The organism is Streptomyces sp. NPDC085944 (genome assembly GCF_040686295.1).
Taxonomy (GTDB): domain Bacteria; phylum Actinomycetota; class Actinomycetes; order Streptomycetales; family Streptomycetaceae; genus Streptomyces; species Streptomyces salinarius.
The window spans coordinates 94,063-108,950 of record NZ_JBFBJX010000013.1 but is presented as its reverse complement, the minus strand read 5'-3'; the positions used below and the strand labels follow the sequence as shown (position 1 = coordinate 108,950).

14 protein-coding genes and 3 pseudogenes are annotated in these 14,888 nt (G+C 71.7%); 4 read left to right on the top strand and 13 right to left on the bottom strand.

The features are described from left to right. Positions 1–20: 20 nt before the first annotated feature. From AB0P07_RS25015 to AB0P07_RS25000, 4 genes are read right to left on the bottom strand one after another with little or no spacing between them, the layout of a single operon-like run. The gene (locus AB0P07_RS25015; protein WP_365554202.1) at positions 21–911 is read right to left on the bottom strand and encodes a carbohydrate ABC transporter permease; all 891 of its coding nucleotides are present in this window, start codon (positions 909–911) and stop codon (positions 21–23) included. Beyond that, complete coding sequence (locus AB0P07_RS25010) at positions 908–1,858, bottom strand: sugar ABC transporter permease (RefSeq protein ID WP_365554200.1); 951 nt, start codon at positions 1,856–1,858, stop codon at positions 908–910. The genes AB0P07_RS25015 and AB0P07_RS25010 overlap by 4 nt, the downstream gene beginning before the upstream one ends. 14 nt (positions 1,859–1,872) lie before the next feature. Next, the gene (locus AB0P07_RS25005; RefSeq protein ID WP_365554196.1) at positions 1,873–3,201 is read right to left on the bottom strand and encodes an extracellular solute-binding protein; all 1,329 of its coding nucleotides are present in this window, start codon (positions 3,199–3,201) and stop codon (positions 1,873–1,875) included. 37 nt (positions 3,202–3,238) lie between these two features. Continuing rightward, a complete protein-coding gene (locus tag AB0P07_RS25000; protein WP_365554193.1) occupies positions 3,239–4,066 on the bottom strand; it encodes an endo alpha-1,4 polygalactosaminidase in 828 nt (275 codons plus the stop codon). Between the two features lie 373 nt (positions 4,067–4,439). Here AB0P07_RS25000 and AB0P07_RS24995 point away from each other — a divergent pair, with 373 nt between their 5' ends. Further along, positions 4,440–4,661: a hypothetical protein gene (locus AB0P07_RS24995; RefSeq protein ID WP_365554190.1), complete on the top strand. Its 222-nt coding sequence runs from the start codon at positions 4,440–4,442 to the stop codon at positions 4,659–4,661. Positions 4,662–4,695: 34 nt separating this feature from the next. Here the strand turns inward: AB0P07_RS24995 and AB0P07_RS24990 are convergent. Next, positions 4,696–5,324, bottom strand: a pseudogene (locus AB0P07_RS24990) (glycoside hydrolase family 16 protein); the annotation flags it as partial. 26 nt (positions 5,325–5,350) lie between these two features. Between AB0P07_RS24990 and AB0P07_RS24985 the strand changes: the two are divergent. Together AB0P07_RS24985 and AB0P07_RS24980 are read left to right on the top strand one after the other, a co-directional pair. Next, positions 5,351–5,689: pseudogene (locus AB0P07_RS24985) on the top strand (UTRA domain-containing protein); the annotation flags it as partial. Positions 5,690–5,889: 200 nt separating this feature from the next. After that, positions 5,890–7,311, top strand: coding sequence for a Gfo/Idh/MocA family oxidoreductase (locus AB0P07_RS24980; protein WP_365554187.1), 1,422 nt, complete (start codon positions 5,890–5,892; stop codon positions 7,309–7,311). 36 nt (positions 7,312–7,347) lie between these two features. Here AB0P07_RS24980 and AB0P07_RS24975 read toward each other — a convergent pair whose 3' ends face one another. Continuing rightward, on the bottom strand, positions 7,348–8,100 hold the full coding sequence (locus AB0P07_RS24975) for a hypothetical protein (protein WP_365554184.1): 753 nt from the start codon (positions 8,098–8,100) through the stop codon (positions 7,348–7,350). 331 nt (positions 8,101–8,431) lie between these two features. Here AB0P07_RS24975 and AB0P07_RS24970 point away from each other — a divergent pair, with 331 nt between their 5' ends. After that, entirely contained in the window at positions 8,432–8,635 is a 204-nt protein-coding gene (locus AB0P07_RS24970; RefSeq protein ID WP_019330262.1) for a cold-shock protein, read from the top strand. 97 nt (positions 8,636–8,732) lie between these two features. Here the strand turns inward: AB0P07_RS24970 and AB0P07_RS24965 are convergent, their stop codons facing one another. The 7 genes and pseudogenes from AB0P07_RS24965 to nadE form a co-directional block, all read right to left on the bottom strand. Beyond that, positions 8,733–9,566: an alpha/beta fold hydrolase gene (locus AB0P07_RS24965; RefSeq protein WP_365554181.1), complete on the bottom strand. Its 834-nt coding sequence runs from the start codon at positions 9,564–9,566 to the stop codon at positions 8,733–8,735. 47 nt (positions 9,567–9,613) lie between these two features. Next, a complete protein-coding gene (locus tag AB0P07_RS24960) occupies positions 9,614–10,426 on the bottom strand; it encodes an SAM-dependent methyltransferase (RefSeq protein WP_365554179.1) in 813 nt (270 codons plus the stop codon). A gap of 95 nt (positions 10,427–10,521) precedes the next feature. Beyond that, complete coding sequence (locus AB0P07_RS24955; protein ID WP_365554176.1) at positions 10,522–11,094, bottom strand: helix-turn-helix domain-containing protein; 573 nt, start codon at positions 11,092–11,094, stop codon at positions 10,522–10,524. A 30-nt stretch (positions 11,095–11,124) separates the two neighbouring features. Continuing rightward, positions 11,125–11,424 (bottom strand): annotated as a pseudogene (locus AB0P07_RS24950) (hypothetical protein); the annotation flags it as partial. Positions 11,425–11,499: 75 nt separating this feature from the next. Continuing rightward, positions 11,500–12,153 (bottom strand): maleylpyruvate isomerase N-terminal domain-containing protein, encoded by a 654-nt coding sequence (locus AB0P07_RS24945; protein WP_365554174.1) that lies wholly within the window; start codon positions 12,151–12,153, stop codon positions 11,500–11,502. A gap of 109 nt (positions 12,154–12,262) precedes the next feature. Further along, on the bottom strand, positions 12,263–13,786 hold the full coding sequence (gene glpK, locus AB0P07_RS24940; RefSeq protein WP_365554171.1) for a glycerol kinase GlpK: 1,524 nt from the start codon (positions 13,784–13,786) through the stop codon (positions 12,263–12,265). Positions 13,787–13,929: 143 nt separating this feature from the next. Next, positions 13,930–14,760, bottom strand: a complete 831-nt coding sequence (nadE, locus tag AB0P07_RS24935) for an ammonia-dependent NAD(+) synthetase (protein ID WP_365554169.1) — start codon at positions 14,758–14,760, stop codon at positions 13,930–13,932. Positions 14,761–14,888 lie beyond the last annotated feature (128 nt).

Genomic DNA, 14,888 nt, shown 5'->3' with positions numbered 1-14,888 from the left:
GGCGGACGACGGGCGGTCGGTCAGCCCTTGAGTCCGCTGGAGGTGATCGACTGGATGAAGGTCTTCTGCGCGCCGAGGAAGGCGAGCAGGACCGGCAGCACGGTGATGACGTTGCCCGCCATCACGGCCGCCCACTGGGTGTGGTGCTGCCCCTGGAACGTGGTCAGCCCCAGTTGCAGCGTGTACTGCGTGTCGTGGTTGATGGCGATCAGGGGCCAGGTCAGGTCGTTCCACGTGGTCAGGAAGGTCAGGACGGCCACCGTGGCCAGCGCCGGACGCGACAGCGGCAGCACGATCCGCCACAGCACCCGCAGCCGGGAACAGCCGTCGATCCAGGCGGCCTCCTCCAGCTCCCTGGGCAGCGAGAGGAAGAACTGCCGCAGCAGGAACACCGCGAACGGCGTGACCAGGGACGGCACGATCAGCGCGCCCAGGGTGTCGATGAGGCCGAGCTTCTTCATCACCAGGAACGTCGGGATCATCGTCAGCTGGAACGGCACCGCCATGGTGGCCAGCATCAGCCCCATGAGCACCCGGGAGCCCGCGAACCGCATCCGGGCGAAGGCGTACCCGGCCAGCGAGCCGAGGACGAGGTTGGCGGCGACCGTGACGGCGGAGACGATCAGCGAGTTGACGAACCAGCGGGGGAACATCGCGTTGCCCAGCACGTATCGGTAACCGCCGAGATCGATACCGGACGGCCACAGGGCCGGCGGGAACCGGTTGATCTCCGCGTTGCTCATCACGGAGCTGAGCACCAGCCACACCAGCGGCACCGCGAAGACCAGCGCGAGCGGGGCGAGCAGCAGGTGCCAGGGGCTGAACGGGAGCCGGGGACGGCGCCGTTCGGCGACGGCGGACTGGGTCGCCAATGCGTTCGTGGTGCCCGGCCGGGCGGAGGTCGCCGTCATGAGCGGGCCCCTTCGAGACGGTGGCGTCCCCGACGCCGGACGAGACGGACTGCCCCCGCGACCAGGCCGAGGGCGACGGCCAGGACGTACGCGGCCGAGGCCCCGTACCCGGCGGTGGCGTTCTTGAAGGCCTGCTCCCAGATGAAGTAGACGACCACCGTCGTCGAGCCGAGCGGGCCGCCCTTGGTGGTGACGTACACGAGGTCGAAGACCTGGAGGGACTGGATGGCCTGCCACAGCACCAGGAAGACGGTGACCGGGGTGAGCGTGGGCAGCGTGACGTGGCGCAGCAGGTGCCGGCGTCCGGCCCCGTCGAGACGGGCCGCCTCCATCAGCGACTGCGGCACGTCCTGGAGGGCGGCGAGGTAGACCACGACGCAGAACCCGGTGCCGCTCCACAACGTGATCGCCACCAGCACGAGCAGCGCCTGGGAGGGATCGGACAGGAAGCCCTGCGAGGAGACGCCGAGGCGGTGCAGCACCGAGTTGGCCGCGCCGAACTCCGGGTCCAGGATGAAGGAGAACAGCACGCCCTGCGCGGTCGCCGAGAGCACGAACGGCACGAAGATCAGCGTGCGGTAGAGACCGACGAGGCGGATGCGCCGGTTCAGCACCAGGGCGAGGGCCAGGCCGAACAGCAGGCTCAGCGGCACGTACAGCACCGTGTAGAGCAGGGTGTTGCGGACCGCCTGGCTGAAGTTCGGGTCCTGGGCGAGGGCGCGGTAGTTGTCCAGGCCCACCCAGCGGCTGGGCGTCACCAGGTCACTGGCCTGGAAGGACAGCAGCAGCGACCAGACGACCGGCACGATGCTCAGGCCGAGGACGATCAGGACCGCCGGTGAGACGAACGCCCAGGCGGTGCCGGTTTCGCGGCGGCGCTTGCGGCGCAGCGGCCGTGGGTCCGGCGGCGGGCCCACGACGGTGAGGGGGCGGGGGAGGCGCGGCATGGCGGTGTGGCTCCTCAACGCGGTATGAGCAGGGCGGCGTTGGCTTCGTCGGCGCAGGCACGCAGCGCCTTCTCGGGGGTGCTGCGCCCCAGGAGCACGGCGACGATCGCCTGCCCCAGTGCCTGCGAGACCTCCGGGTACGCCGGGTGCACGGGGCGTACCCGTGCCGTCTCCAACGCCGTGGTGAACACGTTCAGGCCCTCGGTGCGGGCGACCTTGTCCTGCCAGGCGGGCAGGGCCTCGGTGCGGCGGCTGAGCGGGAGGCTGCCGGCCTCGATGTCCCAGCGCACGTCCTGCTCGGGCCGGGCCAGCCAGTTCAGGAAGGTCCGGGCGGCCTTCGACCGGGCCTCGCCGTTGTCGAACACCGTCCAGGTGTCGGGCCCCGAGATGGTGACCGGGCGCCCGCTGAAGGAGGGAAGGGGGACGACGTGGTAGTCGATCCCGGCGGTCTCGATGTCGGGCAGTTGCCACGGCCCCGTGACCACCATGCCCATGCGGCCGGACTGGAACACCTGGTACATCTGCTCGCTGCCGGGCTTGGGATCGACGTACACGCTCTTGTCCCGGGCCAGTTCGGCCACCACCCGAAGCGCCCGGGCGCCGGTGCCGGCGAAGCCGATGCCCTTGCCGCCGCCGTCGACGACGTCGCCGCCCAGGTCCCAGATCAGCGGCCACAGCCGCCACACGGTGTCCTCGTCGCCCGTGCCCGGCCAGCCGGTGCCGAACCGGCCCCGGCCCGACTCGGTGAGCGTGCGGGCCGAGGCGACGAAGTCCTGCCACGTCCAGCCGGCCTCCGGCAGCGGCAGACCGGCCTCGCGGAACAGTTTCCTGTTGCAGACCACGGCGAGCGAGTCGAGCACCGCGGGTGCGGCCCGGACCCTGCCGTTGAGCGTGACGGCGTCCCTGGAGGCAGCCCAGTAGCTCTTCCACGGCACGGGTCCCGACCCGACCGTGTCGGTGAGGTCCACGACCTGTGGGCTGCGGGCCACCCGGGCCAGGTCCGACCCGAAGATGTACGCGATGTCCGGGTAGGAGCCGGCGGCGAGGGCGGCCGTCACCTTCTGCAGCATCACGTCGGCGAGCACACCGCCGCCCAGCTTCACCCTGATCTTCGGGTGGGCCCGCTCGAAGTCGGCGACGAGCCCTTCCAGGGCCTTCTTCGCCGTGTCCGCCTGGCCGTGCCAGATCTCGACGGTGACCGTGCCGTCGGCCGCGACGCCGTCGTCCGGACCGGTCCCGCAGCCGGTGACCGCGGTGCCCGCGAGCGCCGCGAGCGCGGCGCCCCCGCCGGCCCGCAGCACGCCCCTGCGCGAGGGGCGCGCGGCACGTCGGACCGCATCCATCTGTACCTCCAAGGACTTCACTGGCCGTCGGGGGGTGTCAGCAGGTCTCACGGACGTAGCCGCTGCTGCCCTTCGGCGACACGTCCAGGTCGCGCCGGACGATGCTCAGCTCGTCGCCGAAGCCCGCGCACGCCTTCGACAGGCCCTTGGCGGTGTACTCGATGACGATCACCCGGTCGCCGAACGCGGCCGTGTAGTCGCCGCACTCGTCCCACTCGCCGCACTCCTCGGCGACCGCGAAGTCCAGCCCGTTCCGCTCGCGGTTCGGGGCCAGTTCGACGGTGTTCTTCTGCCCGATGGCCAGCCCGTCGGAGTGCGCGCGCTCCGCGAGCAGCTTGATCAGGCCCTGGGCGTCCGCGGCGTCCAGCAGGTCGCCCGCGCGGGTGTAGCTGTCGTAGTTGTCCGGCTCGACGGCCTGGAAGCCCTTGTCCGCGCAGCCGTCGATCCACGTGCCGACCTTCGCGGCGATGCGCTCGCGCTTGTCGGCGGTGCGGATGTCGAGGAAGGCCTCGCCCCAGTCGGTGTCGTAGACGACGTCGCCGTTCTCATCGCGCAGCAACAGGTCGTCGTCCCAGTCGCCCTCGGCGCCGGGCTGGGCCTGGAAGGCGTTGACGTAACAGATGTTGTACAGGCCCGGCGCGGGGGAGGCCGTGTGGTCGCGGCTGACCACGTCCACGCCGGCCGGCGCGGTGTAGGCGCCGCCGATCTGGTAGTCGAAGCCCGCGTGCGCGGGGGGCGGGGAGTAGGCGGCCGCTTCGGCCCGGGAGCTGCCCGGGACGAGGGCTGCGGCGGTGACGAGAACGGCGGTGGCGCCGAGGCCGGCCAGCACCGGCTTCCTACGGGTGTGCACCTGCGTACGGCTCATGGTTCGAGCTCCGGAGGGGTGGTGGGCACGTCCCCGCCTCGGAGGCGCGTGGCCGTCCTGGCGACTCAGTCCGGGCTTCTGGCGCGAAGCCAGCTACCGGCTGGGCGTACCTCTGCCGCCGATCACACGACATCGGCGTTGATCGGGAGTAAAGCGACCGGATCCAGAGCCTGTCAAGGGTCCGAAACGAGAGAGCGTGTGCGTGAAGATGATCGGAAAGAGGTTTTTCCATGCAGTTTCAATCATGATGCGTCGGTCCCCGGCTGTCCGGGAACGATGGATGCGTGCCAGGCGGGAGCCGTGATCGCACGGCTCCCGTGGGGCTGGTAGCGTCGCGTGGTCGCGGCGGGCGGCGCGAGAGAGGTGTCGGTGCGTGGGACAGCGGCAGGACCGTGAGTGGGTGGCGATGACGCCGGGCGACTTCGACCGTGACGCCCCCCTGGTCCTCAACGTGAGCACCGGGCCCGCCACCGTCCCGGCGGAGCCGGACGAGTACGGCACCGCCCCCCTGTTCGGCGAGACGGCACCCGACGCCGGCACCCGGCGCCGCAAGAGCCGGGGACGGCCTTCGGCGGCCCAGGAACCGCTGTTCTGACCGTCCCCGCACGGGTGCCTCCCCGCCAGGGACAGGAGGCGGGCACCTCGTCCACGAACCCGGTGCCGGCGGTGCGGTACCCGGCGACCTTCGCGGCTACCTCGGCCGGGGTGAGCACCTGGTCCTTGACGTGCAGGACGTAGTCGACCTGCTGGTCGTAGGCGCGCGGCGCCGTCGACGTCTGGCCGTTCAGGTCGATCAGCCACTGGTTGAAGCTGATCGACATCGGCCGCTCGGGCAGGAACCGGGCGTCGTGGGTGCCGAACACCTGTCCGTCGACGTAGTACGTGATGGCACTGTCGTCGATGGTCACCACCAGCTCGTGCCAGCCGGCGTAGCTGGTGTGCTGCTCGGAGTGCTGGTTGAGGCCTGCCAGGGGCCGGGTTGTACGTCTCCCAGGAGGTCGTGCAGGGGATGTCGGCCGTTTGGCCCCCCATCCGCCGTTCGGCAGGTACCCGAAGTCGTACGCGGCGTAGTCGTCGGCCATCGGCGCCGTGAGGTCGTTGACGGTGAAGAACGTCTGCACGAGCCGGTCCCCGTCGTGGCCGGACTCGGGCGTGTCGGCGAACCTGACCCGCGCGGCGTACGTGCCGTTCCTGAACTTCATCGACTTGGTCGAGACTCGGTCTGCGTGGTGGAGGCGCCGGTGCCGGCCGTGGAGGTCCCACTACGTGGCCCGCCTGCGCCGCGAGCATCTGGGCAAGCGGCACGACGTCCGGGTCGGCGAGGCCGTGCAGTCCATCGGGCCCACCGTGGTCACCCGTGCCGAGGCCGACCTGCTGGACGTGCCCGAGCTCTCCCAGGCGCTCCTCTTCGAGCGCCTGACCACCGACATCCGGGGGCGGCCCGTCGAGTACGTGCACCCCCTCTACCGGGGCGACCGCTACCGCATCGTCTCCCGGCTCACCCTGGGCCCGCGCGACCAGGCGCCACCACCCGGCGACGGACACCACCCGGGCATCCCGCCGGGGGACTTCACCACCAACGACCCCGTCACGCTTTCCACGCGCGGAGTGGTGCAGGACGGGATGCAGCGGCACCGCCCGCGGCCCTCCCGGTGCGCGGAAGTGCTCGGAACGGCTGCGCATCGAGCACGTATTGACATGTCACGGCGGAGCCCGCAGAGTCATGCCCCGAAAGTGTTCGACAGCTCGACAGTTCGACGTTGCCCGACAACGCCCGACCGCGCCCCGACCGTGATGCGAACGCCACGAGGAGTGTTGCCGTCATGTCCCGAACGCCCGCTGTCTCCCGCCGCCTGCTCCTGGGCTCCGCGGCCGTCACCGGCGCCCTCGCGGCCGGGTTCGGGGCCGCCGCCCCCTCCGCCGCGGCGTCCGAACAGGCGCCCCGCCGCAGGCCCGGCCAGAAGTCGATGATCGGTGTGCCCTTCGCCGCCCGCACAACCGTCCGCGTCGGCATCATCGGTCTCGGCAACCGGGGCGGGAGCATGATCACCGGCTGGGCGGCCGTGCCCGGCTGCACCGTGACCGCCGTCTGCGACATCCGCGCCGACCGGGCCGAGCGCGCCGCCGACCGCCTGGAGAGCAAGGGCAAGCCGCGCCCCGCCGCGTACGGCGGCTCCGCCGAGTCCTACGCGCGGATGCTCCGCCGCGACGACATCGACCTCGTGTACATCGCCACGCCCTGGGAGTTCCACTACGAGCACGGCCGGGCCGCGCTGCTCAGCGGCAGGCACGCCGTCGTGGAACTCCCCATCGCGACGGAACTGCGCCAGCTGTGGGATCTCGTCGACACCTCGGAACGCACCCGCAGGCACCTGCTCCTGGCCGAGAACTGCAACTACGGCCGCAACGAGCTGGCCATGCTGAAGGCGGCACACGACGGGCTGTTCGGCGACATCACCAACGGCCACGGCGGCTACCTGCACGACCTGCGCGAACTGCTCTTCTCCGACACCTACTACACGGACTCCTGGCGCCGCCTGTGGCACACCCGCAGCACCGCCTCCTTCTACCCGATGCACGGTCTCGCCCCGATCGCGGCGGCCATGGACGTCAACCGCGGCGACCGCATGACCACCCTGCGTGCCACCGCGACGGCCCCGAAGGGACTCGCCGACTACCGGGCCCGCTTCGTCCCGCGCGATCACCCCTCCTGGAAGGAGACCTACATCAACGGTGACCTGGTCACCTGCATGATCGAAACGGCGAAGGGCAGGACCGTCCGGGCGGAGCACGACGTGAGTTCGCCCCGGCCCTACAGCCGGATCAACACCCTCGCCGGCAGCCGCGGCATCGTCGAGGACTATGCGGGACCCGCCCCGACCGGCGCCCGCATCTACGTCGAACCGGACCACAGCGGCCACACCTGGCGCGACTTCGAGGCCTACCGCAAGGAGTACGACCACTGGCTGTGGCGGAAGGTCGGCGACGACGCCGCGAACAACGGCGGCCACGGCGGCATGGACTACGTCCTGCAGTGGCGCACCGTCCAGCTGATGCGCGCGGGACTGGTGCCCGACATCGACGTCTACGACTCGGCCGCCTGGTGCTCGCCCGTGCCCCTCAGCGTCACGTCACTGGCCAGGGGCGGCCGCCCCGTCGAGATACCGGACTTCACCCGGGGCGCGTGGCGGGAGCGCAGGCCCGGCCTCGACTCGGAGCCCACCGACATGCCGCCCGTCGGCTGAGCGCGGCACACCGGCCGCCGCGCGGGCCGGAACGCCCTACTGCGCCAGGACCTCCTGCGGGCCCATGACGACGACCGGCTCCTTGTCCGGGTCCAGGGTGGTCAGCAACGTGCGCATGTGCTCCTCGCTGAGGGACACGCAGGCGTTGGTCGGCCCGTCGTGGTCCACGTGGAGCCAGACGCCGCCGCCCTTGTCCTCGCCCAGGGGGCGCGTCCTGTCCAGCGGGGTGGTGCCGGGCACCCGGTTGTAGTCGATGGCGATCACGTAGTCGAACGACCCCTCCAGGGGCTCGCCCAGATGTCCGGTGCCCGACACGGAGAACGCCGGATCCTCGTCGTAGGGGAGCAGGGTGCCCGGGTCGGGCAGCCTGCCTCCCGCGTCGCTGAGGCCGAAGACGCCGATGGGCGTGTGCAGGTCGCCCGCCTCGTGGTCGTCGGTCCAGCCGCGCAGGCCGTTGTGGGCGGGCCACGGACCGGCGACCGCCCGCCAGCCCTCGCCCGGATAGCGCTCGTAGAGCACCACCCGGGCCTGCGACGAGTCCTCGGTCCCGCCCGTGACCACCACGGCCTGCCGGGTGCCGGCCGGGAGACGCTCCCGCACGGCCGGCCCGACGCCGGGCAGTGGACGGGGGAAGGAACGCGGGGGAGCGGGGCGCGGGGCCGCGGAACTCGCGGGTGCGGGCGCGTCCTGCGAGGAGGCGCCCGAGGGCTCCCGGGTGCAGCCGGTCGCCAGCGCACCGGTGCACATGACGGCGCCGATCACCAGGGCCAGCGCTTTCCTGACGGTCATATCGATCTCCGACTCCGTGGGTGGACTCTCCATAGCTAGACCACTTCCGGAACCGGGTTGTGCGGCCGCCTCGCCGTCTCCCTCGGATGGCGCAGCGCAGACCCGCACTACGGTGTCCGAGGGGGCGAGCTCGGCAACATGGTTGGCGCTCACCCCCCTTACTCACTGGTGGGGCTCGGACATGCCGTGTAGCGTCAGCAGCAGATGTCGTGGTTCGCCCAGACCGCCCGCGCCGGAGTGCGGGCGGTTTGCTGTGCAATGCCGGAGGACCAGGACGACCACCTCCGGGTTCGCGCGGTGCGGATCCGATAACGGCTGAAAGGCAAAAGGCATGGCCAGCGGAACCGTCAAGTGGTTCAACTCTGAAAAGGGCTTCGGCTTCATCGCGCAGGACGGCGGCGGCCCCGACGTCTTCGCGCACTACTCCAACATCAACGCCACGGGCTACCGCGAGCTGCAGGAAGGCCAGGCCGTCACCTTCGACATCACCCAGGGCCAGAAGGGCCCGCAGGCGGAGAACATCACCCCCGCCTGACCGGGGAGATCGTCCAGCGGGGCGGGCCCCCGGGAAGCGCTGGTTTCCCGGGGGCCCGCCCTGTGGCACACCGCCGCCCGCGGTACGCGCACGGCCGTCAGGGAACGAGACGGAAGAAGTCCAGCAGGGCCGCCGTCAGCTCGGCGGGGGCATCCTCCTGGACCAGATGGCCCGCGTGGGCGATCGGCTCCCACCGGGCACCGGGGACGAGACCGGCGAGCTCGCGTCCCTTGGCCACCGGAATCCACGCGTCGTCCTCACCCCAGCAGACCAGCGTCGGGACCTCGAGACCGGCGTACCGGTCCTGTACCTCGTCCGTGTACCGCTGGTCCGCCTGGGCGATCTGCCGATAGAAGGCCGGCTGACCCGTTTCGCCGAGCCAGGGCTCGACCAACCGGTCCAGGACCGCCGGGTGCAGCCCCGGACCGCCGGTGGAACCCACGTACTCGCGCACCAGCGCGCGGTGCAGCGCCTCGGGCAGCTGCCCGAAGACCTCGGCGTTCTCGCGGACCAGCCGGAAGAACGGCGACCCCCAGGGCGCCAGCGCGACCGGGTCGACCAGGGCGAGCGCTCCGTAGTCGGCGCCGTGCAGCAGATGCGCCCGCAGCGCGACGGCGCCGCCGAAGTCGTGGGCGGCCACGAGTGGACGCCGAAGCCCCCAGTGATCCAGCAGCTCCGCGAAGACCCGGCCCTGCGCCGCCAGGGACACGTCCTGCCCGTCGGACTTCTCCGACAGCCCGTAGCCGGGCATGTCCCAGACGAACACCTGGTGGTCGCGGGCCAGCGAGCGGGCCACCGCGCGCCAGACGTACGAGGAGAAGGGCGTGCCGTGCAGCAGCACCAGCGGGCGCCCGTCCGGAGCGCCCAGCCGGTTCCAGCGGACGGTGCCCGAAGCGCTGGGGAACGTCTCGGGCAACGGCCATGCGGACATGGTGCGGCTTCCTTTCGGTGCGACTCGGTACGGCGCGGGCCGGGGGGTCACGGCTTGCGGGCGAGTCCGCCGTGCTCGCCGATGAGTTCCGGCTGGTCGGCGCCCGCCTCCGGACGCCACTGGGTCACCGGGACCACGCCGGGCTCCACCAGCTCCAGACCGTCGAAGAACGCCGTGATCTGGTCGACGGTGCGCAGGACGTACGGTGCGGCGCCACTCTCGTTGTAGGCGTCCTGGGCCCGGTCGAACTCCGGGTCGATGCCGCGCGAGCCGTCGTTGACCGAGAGATAGCTGCCGGACGGCAGGGCGTCGACGAGCCGGGCGGCGACGGACCGCGCCCGGTCGTAGTCGGGGATGTGGCCCAGGATGTTGCTGAGGATCAACGCGATGGGCTTGTCGAAGTCCAGCGTCTCGGCGGCCGCCGCGAGGACGGTGTCGGGGTCGAGTACGTCGCAGTCGATGTACGAGGTCGCGCCCTCGGGGGTCGAGTAGAGCAGCGCGCGGGCGTGGGCGAGGACCATCGGGTCGTTGTCGACGTAGACGATCCGCGCCTCCGGCGCGATGCGCTGGGCGACCTCATGGGTGTTGTCGGCGGTCGGCAGTCCGGTCCCGATGTCGAGGAACTGCCGGATGCCCGCCTCGGCGACCAGGTGGGTGATGTTGCGGCGCAGAAAGGCGCGGCTGCTGCGGGCGACGGTGACGATGCCGGGGAAGACGGCGGTGTAGGCGTCGCCGGCCTGCTCGTCGACCGGGTAGTTGTCCTTGCCGCCCAGCCAGTAGTTCCAGATCCGGGCCGAGTGCGGCACAGACGTGTCGATCTTCTGCTGTGCGGCGTGGGCGGGGGTCGAGGGGTCGCTCATGGGTGCGGTCCGTCTTTCAGCCGAGGCGTGGGTGCTTGACCACAACCTACGTCGCAACGGCCTCTTCCTGTACACCGGTTAACCGACCGGACCGGTCAGGCCGCCCCACCTGTGACCGCGGCGCCGAGTGTGTCGACGCACTCGGCGATGAACTGTCGCAGCGTCGGCTCCCCGGGCCCGTGGATCCAGCGACCGAAGGCCACCTTGAGCACGGCGATCGCCGCCTCGGCGGTCAGCCGCGCCGTCAGGTCCGCCACGCCGCGGTCGCGCAGCGCGCCGGTGAGCGCACCGGAGAGGGACGCGAGCTTGATCAGCTCCCGTTCCCGCAGTTCCGCGTTGGCGTCGATGACGCTCTGCCGCAGGCGGACCAGGTCCCCGCGCTCCTCGAAGACGTCCGCCGCGGCGTCGAGGGCGGCCACCGCCGCCTCCATCGGCGTCGCGGCGGGGGGCGCCGCCGCGACGGCGCCCACGCAGAGCTCCTCGAGCCTGCCGGAGCCGGCGAAGAGGACCTCCCGCTTGTCGGCGAAGTGCCTGAAGAACGTCCGCTCCGTCAGCCCCGCACGCCTGGTGATCTCGGCCACCGGGGTCTGTTCGTAGCCGCGCTCCACGTACAGCTCCAGCGCCGCCTGCTCCAGGCGGCCGCGCGCGTTCGGCTCCCATCGACCCATGCCGCGGAGTCTACGCGAGGGCAGCCACTGTCATGACCCGGTGGCCGCGACGGCCCCCGTCTCCCCGTCGCCGAGGCCCGCGACGGCCAGCGGCCGCTCGCCCACCCGGAGCCGGGTCACCCCGCCGACGTCGACGACGCTCAGGCCGTTCCCGCAGCCGTCGCGGGTGACGCCGCCCGAGGCATAGGCGGTGCGGCCGTCGGCCGACAGGGCCACGGTTTCGTGCGCGTCCAGGGGGATGACCCGTTCGTCGCCGTCGGGCCTGCGAACGGTCAGGGACGGGCCGTCGTCCTCGGACGGGACGATGGGGCCGGTGCCCACCACGTAGAGCGCCAACCGGTCCGCCGAACCGCCGCACCGTCCACTGGTCCGTCGACCCGCCGCCCGCCCGCGCGGACGCACCGGTCAGCCGACCGGGAACGGGGGCCGCGCCGCCGACGCGCCCAGAGCGGCCGTCTCCGCCGTGGTCGGCGTACGCCGTCCGGTGCCGATCAGCAGCGCGTCCCGGTCGGTGAACGACGCGGGAAACGTCGCCGCGACGCCCCCTTCCAGCAGCTCCCGCGAGCGCCTGAGCCCTTCCGCCGGCGGTCCCACCGCGTCCGGGACGTGCGCGATCAGGTCCAGATGGTGCAGCGTCCACTCCAGGACGTACGCCGAGAGGTGGTCGCCCGCCGTGAGCACCTGGTCCTGGGTGCCGACCCGGCCGGCGGGATCCGCGAGCGCTGCGGCCCGCCCGGCGGCGGAACCGACGTCGTCCAGGTGGAACCCGAGCAGCCCCGGCTGCTCGTAGGCGGCGGCCAGCCGGACGGTCAGCGCGTCGAGCGGGTCGTTGCCCGTCGGCGGCTCGACGACCCGCCAGTAGGTCACCGCGTTCCGGGTCGGCTCCCCGGTGGAAGGGGTGGCCAGGGTGATCAGGACGTCCTGGGCGTCGATGACCAGGTGGCACACCAGGTCACGGACGAGCCAGCCGGTGCAGCCGGACGGCCGGGCGAAGTCCGCGTCGGAGAGGTCGGCGACGGCGGCGAGCAACGCCGACCAGGAACGGGAGAAGGCATCCACGCCCGACAGCCAACACCAACGCCCGCCCCCGCGCGACCGGATTCGCGGTGCCACCGGACGCCGCCGCGAGGACGGCGCCGGCCGTGGCCGGCGCTCCGGAACGGCGAGGTCAGCTCTCGGGGACCTTGACCCAGTCGAGCGTGCGCTCCACCGCCATCTTCCAGCCCGCGTACCCCTTTGCGCGCTGCTCCTCGGACCACTGGGGCTCCCAGCGCCTGGACTCGCTCCAGTGGGTGCGCAGTTCGTCGGTGTCCCGCCAGAAGCCCGTGGCCAGTCCCGCCGCGTAGGCGGCGCCCAGGGCGGTGGTCTCCGCGACGACGGGACGGCTGACGGGGACGCCGAGGACGTCCGCCTGGATCTGCATGCAGAGGTCGTTGGCCGTCACACCGCCGTCGACCCGCAGCACGTCCAGGTGGACCGAGGAGTCCTGCTCCATGGCCTCGACGACGTCGCGGCTCTGGTAGCAGATGGACTCCAGCGTCGCACGGGCCAGATGAGCGTTGTCGTTGTACCGGGCGAGGCCGACGATCGCGCCCCGGGCGTCGGAGCGCCAGTACGGGGCGAAGAGGCCGGAGAACGCCGGGACGAAGTACATGCCGCCGTTGTCCTCGACGGTACGCGCGAGTTCCTCGCTCTCGGCCGCGGTTTTGATGATCTTCATCTGGTCGCGCAGCCACTGCACGGCGGACCCGGTCACCGCGATGGAGCCCTCCAGCGCGTAGACCGGCGGGTTGTCGCCGAACTGGTAGGCCACGGTGGTGAGGAGGCCGTGCTGGGAGCGGACCAGTTCGGTGCCGGTGTTGAGGACCAGGAAGTTGCCGGTGCCGTAGGTGTTCTTGGCCTCGCCCGGGGAGAAGCAGACCTGGCCGACGGTCGCCGCGTGCTGGTCGCCCAGGACCCCGGTGATGGGGACGGCGGCGCGCAGCGGCCGGGAGGTCCGGGTCGTACCGTACGCCTCCGGGTGCGAGGAGGGGTTGATGGTGGGCAGCATGCTGCGCGGGATGCCGAAGAAGCCGAGCAGTTCGTCGTCCCAGTCGAGCGTCTCCAGGTCCATCAGCATGGTCCGGCTCGCGTTGGTCACGTCGGTGGCGTGGATGCCGCCGTCCGGGCCGCCGGTCAGGTTCCACAGGACCCAGGAGTCCGTGTTGCCGAACACCGCGTGTCCCTGTTCCGCCGCTTCGCGGACGCCGTCGACGTTCTCCAGGATCCACTGGATCTTCCCGGCGGAGAAGTACGTCGCAGGCGGGAGCCCGGCCTTGCGGCGGATGACGTCGCCGCGGCCCGACCGCTCCAGGTTCGCCGCGATGGCGTCGGTGCGGGTGTCCTGCCAGACGATGGCGTTGTAGTAGGGACGGCCGGTGCGCGGGTCCCAGACCACCGTGGTCTCCCGCTGGTTGGTGATGCCGACGGCCGCCAGGTCGGCCCCCGACAGACCGCCGTTGCGCAGGGCGTTCTGCATCACCGAGTTGGTGCGCTCCCAGATCTCCACCGGGTCGTGCTCCACCCACCCGGAGCGGGGGAGGATCTGCTCGTGCTCCAGCTGGTGCTTCGCGACCTCGTTGCCCCCGTGGTCGAAGATCATGAACCGGGTGCTGGTGGTTCCCTGGTCCACCGCGCCGATGAAGTCCGCCATGTTCGCTCCGTCTCTCCGGCCGGTGTCGGTCCTGGTTCGGGCACCTCATCGGACAGAATAAGACGGGTTACGGCAAACCGCACATAAAGGGCGCGAGGGGCGCCGTGGCCGCCGGTGACGGCGGCGCCGCCACCGGCCGTGGGTCAGGGCGCGATCGGCAGCCGGCGCTTGTGGTCGGTCTGCCGGTAACGGGTGACGATCGTCTGGAAGGTCTCCTCCTTCACCGGCTTGCCCTCCAGGAAGTCGTCGATCTCGTCGTACGTCACTCCCAGGGCGTCCTCGTCGGCCTTGCCGGGGTCGAGGGTCTCGAGATCGGCCGTCGGAACCTTCCGCACCAGCTCGGCCGGAGCGCCCAGCGCCTCTGCGACGGCGCGCACGCGGCGCTTGGTGAGACCCGTCAGCGGTACGACGTCGGCGGCGCCGTCGCCGAACTTGGTGAAGAAGCCGGAGACCGCCTCGGCCGCGTGGTCGGTGCCGACGACCAGGCCGCCGTGTGCACCGGCCACGGCGTACTGCGCGATCATGCGCTGCCGGGCCTTGATGTTGCCCTGCACGAAGTCCTGGTGGCGGGCGTCGCGGAAGGCCACGTCGGCGTCGAGCAGGGCGTCGAGTGCCGCGTCGCTGGCGGGCTTGATGTCCACGGTCAGCACGTGGTCCGCCTGGATGAACGAGAGCGCCAGCTGGGCGTCGTGCTCGTCCGCCTGGACCCCGTGCGGCAGCCGCATCGCGTAGAAACGGGCTTCGTGCCCGGCGGCGCGGGCCCGCTCCACGGCGAGCTGGCACAGCCGGCCCGCGGTGGTCGAGTCGACCCCGCCGCTGATGCCGAGCACGAGGGCGCGCAGACCGGTGGAGGTCAGCCGCTCGGCGAGGAAGGCCACTCGGCGCTCGATCTCCCCCTCGGCGTCGAAGGTCTCCGCGACCTCCAGCTCCCGGGCGATCTCCTTCTGCAGGGCGATGGACGCCGGCTCGCTCAATTCCGCTCCTTGTTCGACGGGCAGGGTGTTTCCGGTTTCAGCCTACCCAGAGGCGCCCGCGGCAACGGCCCGCCCACCGGATCCTTGGAACGGGCGGTGCGGGGCGGCCTTGAGAGACCGCCCCGCAC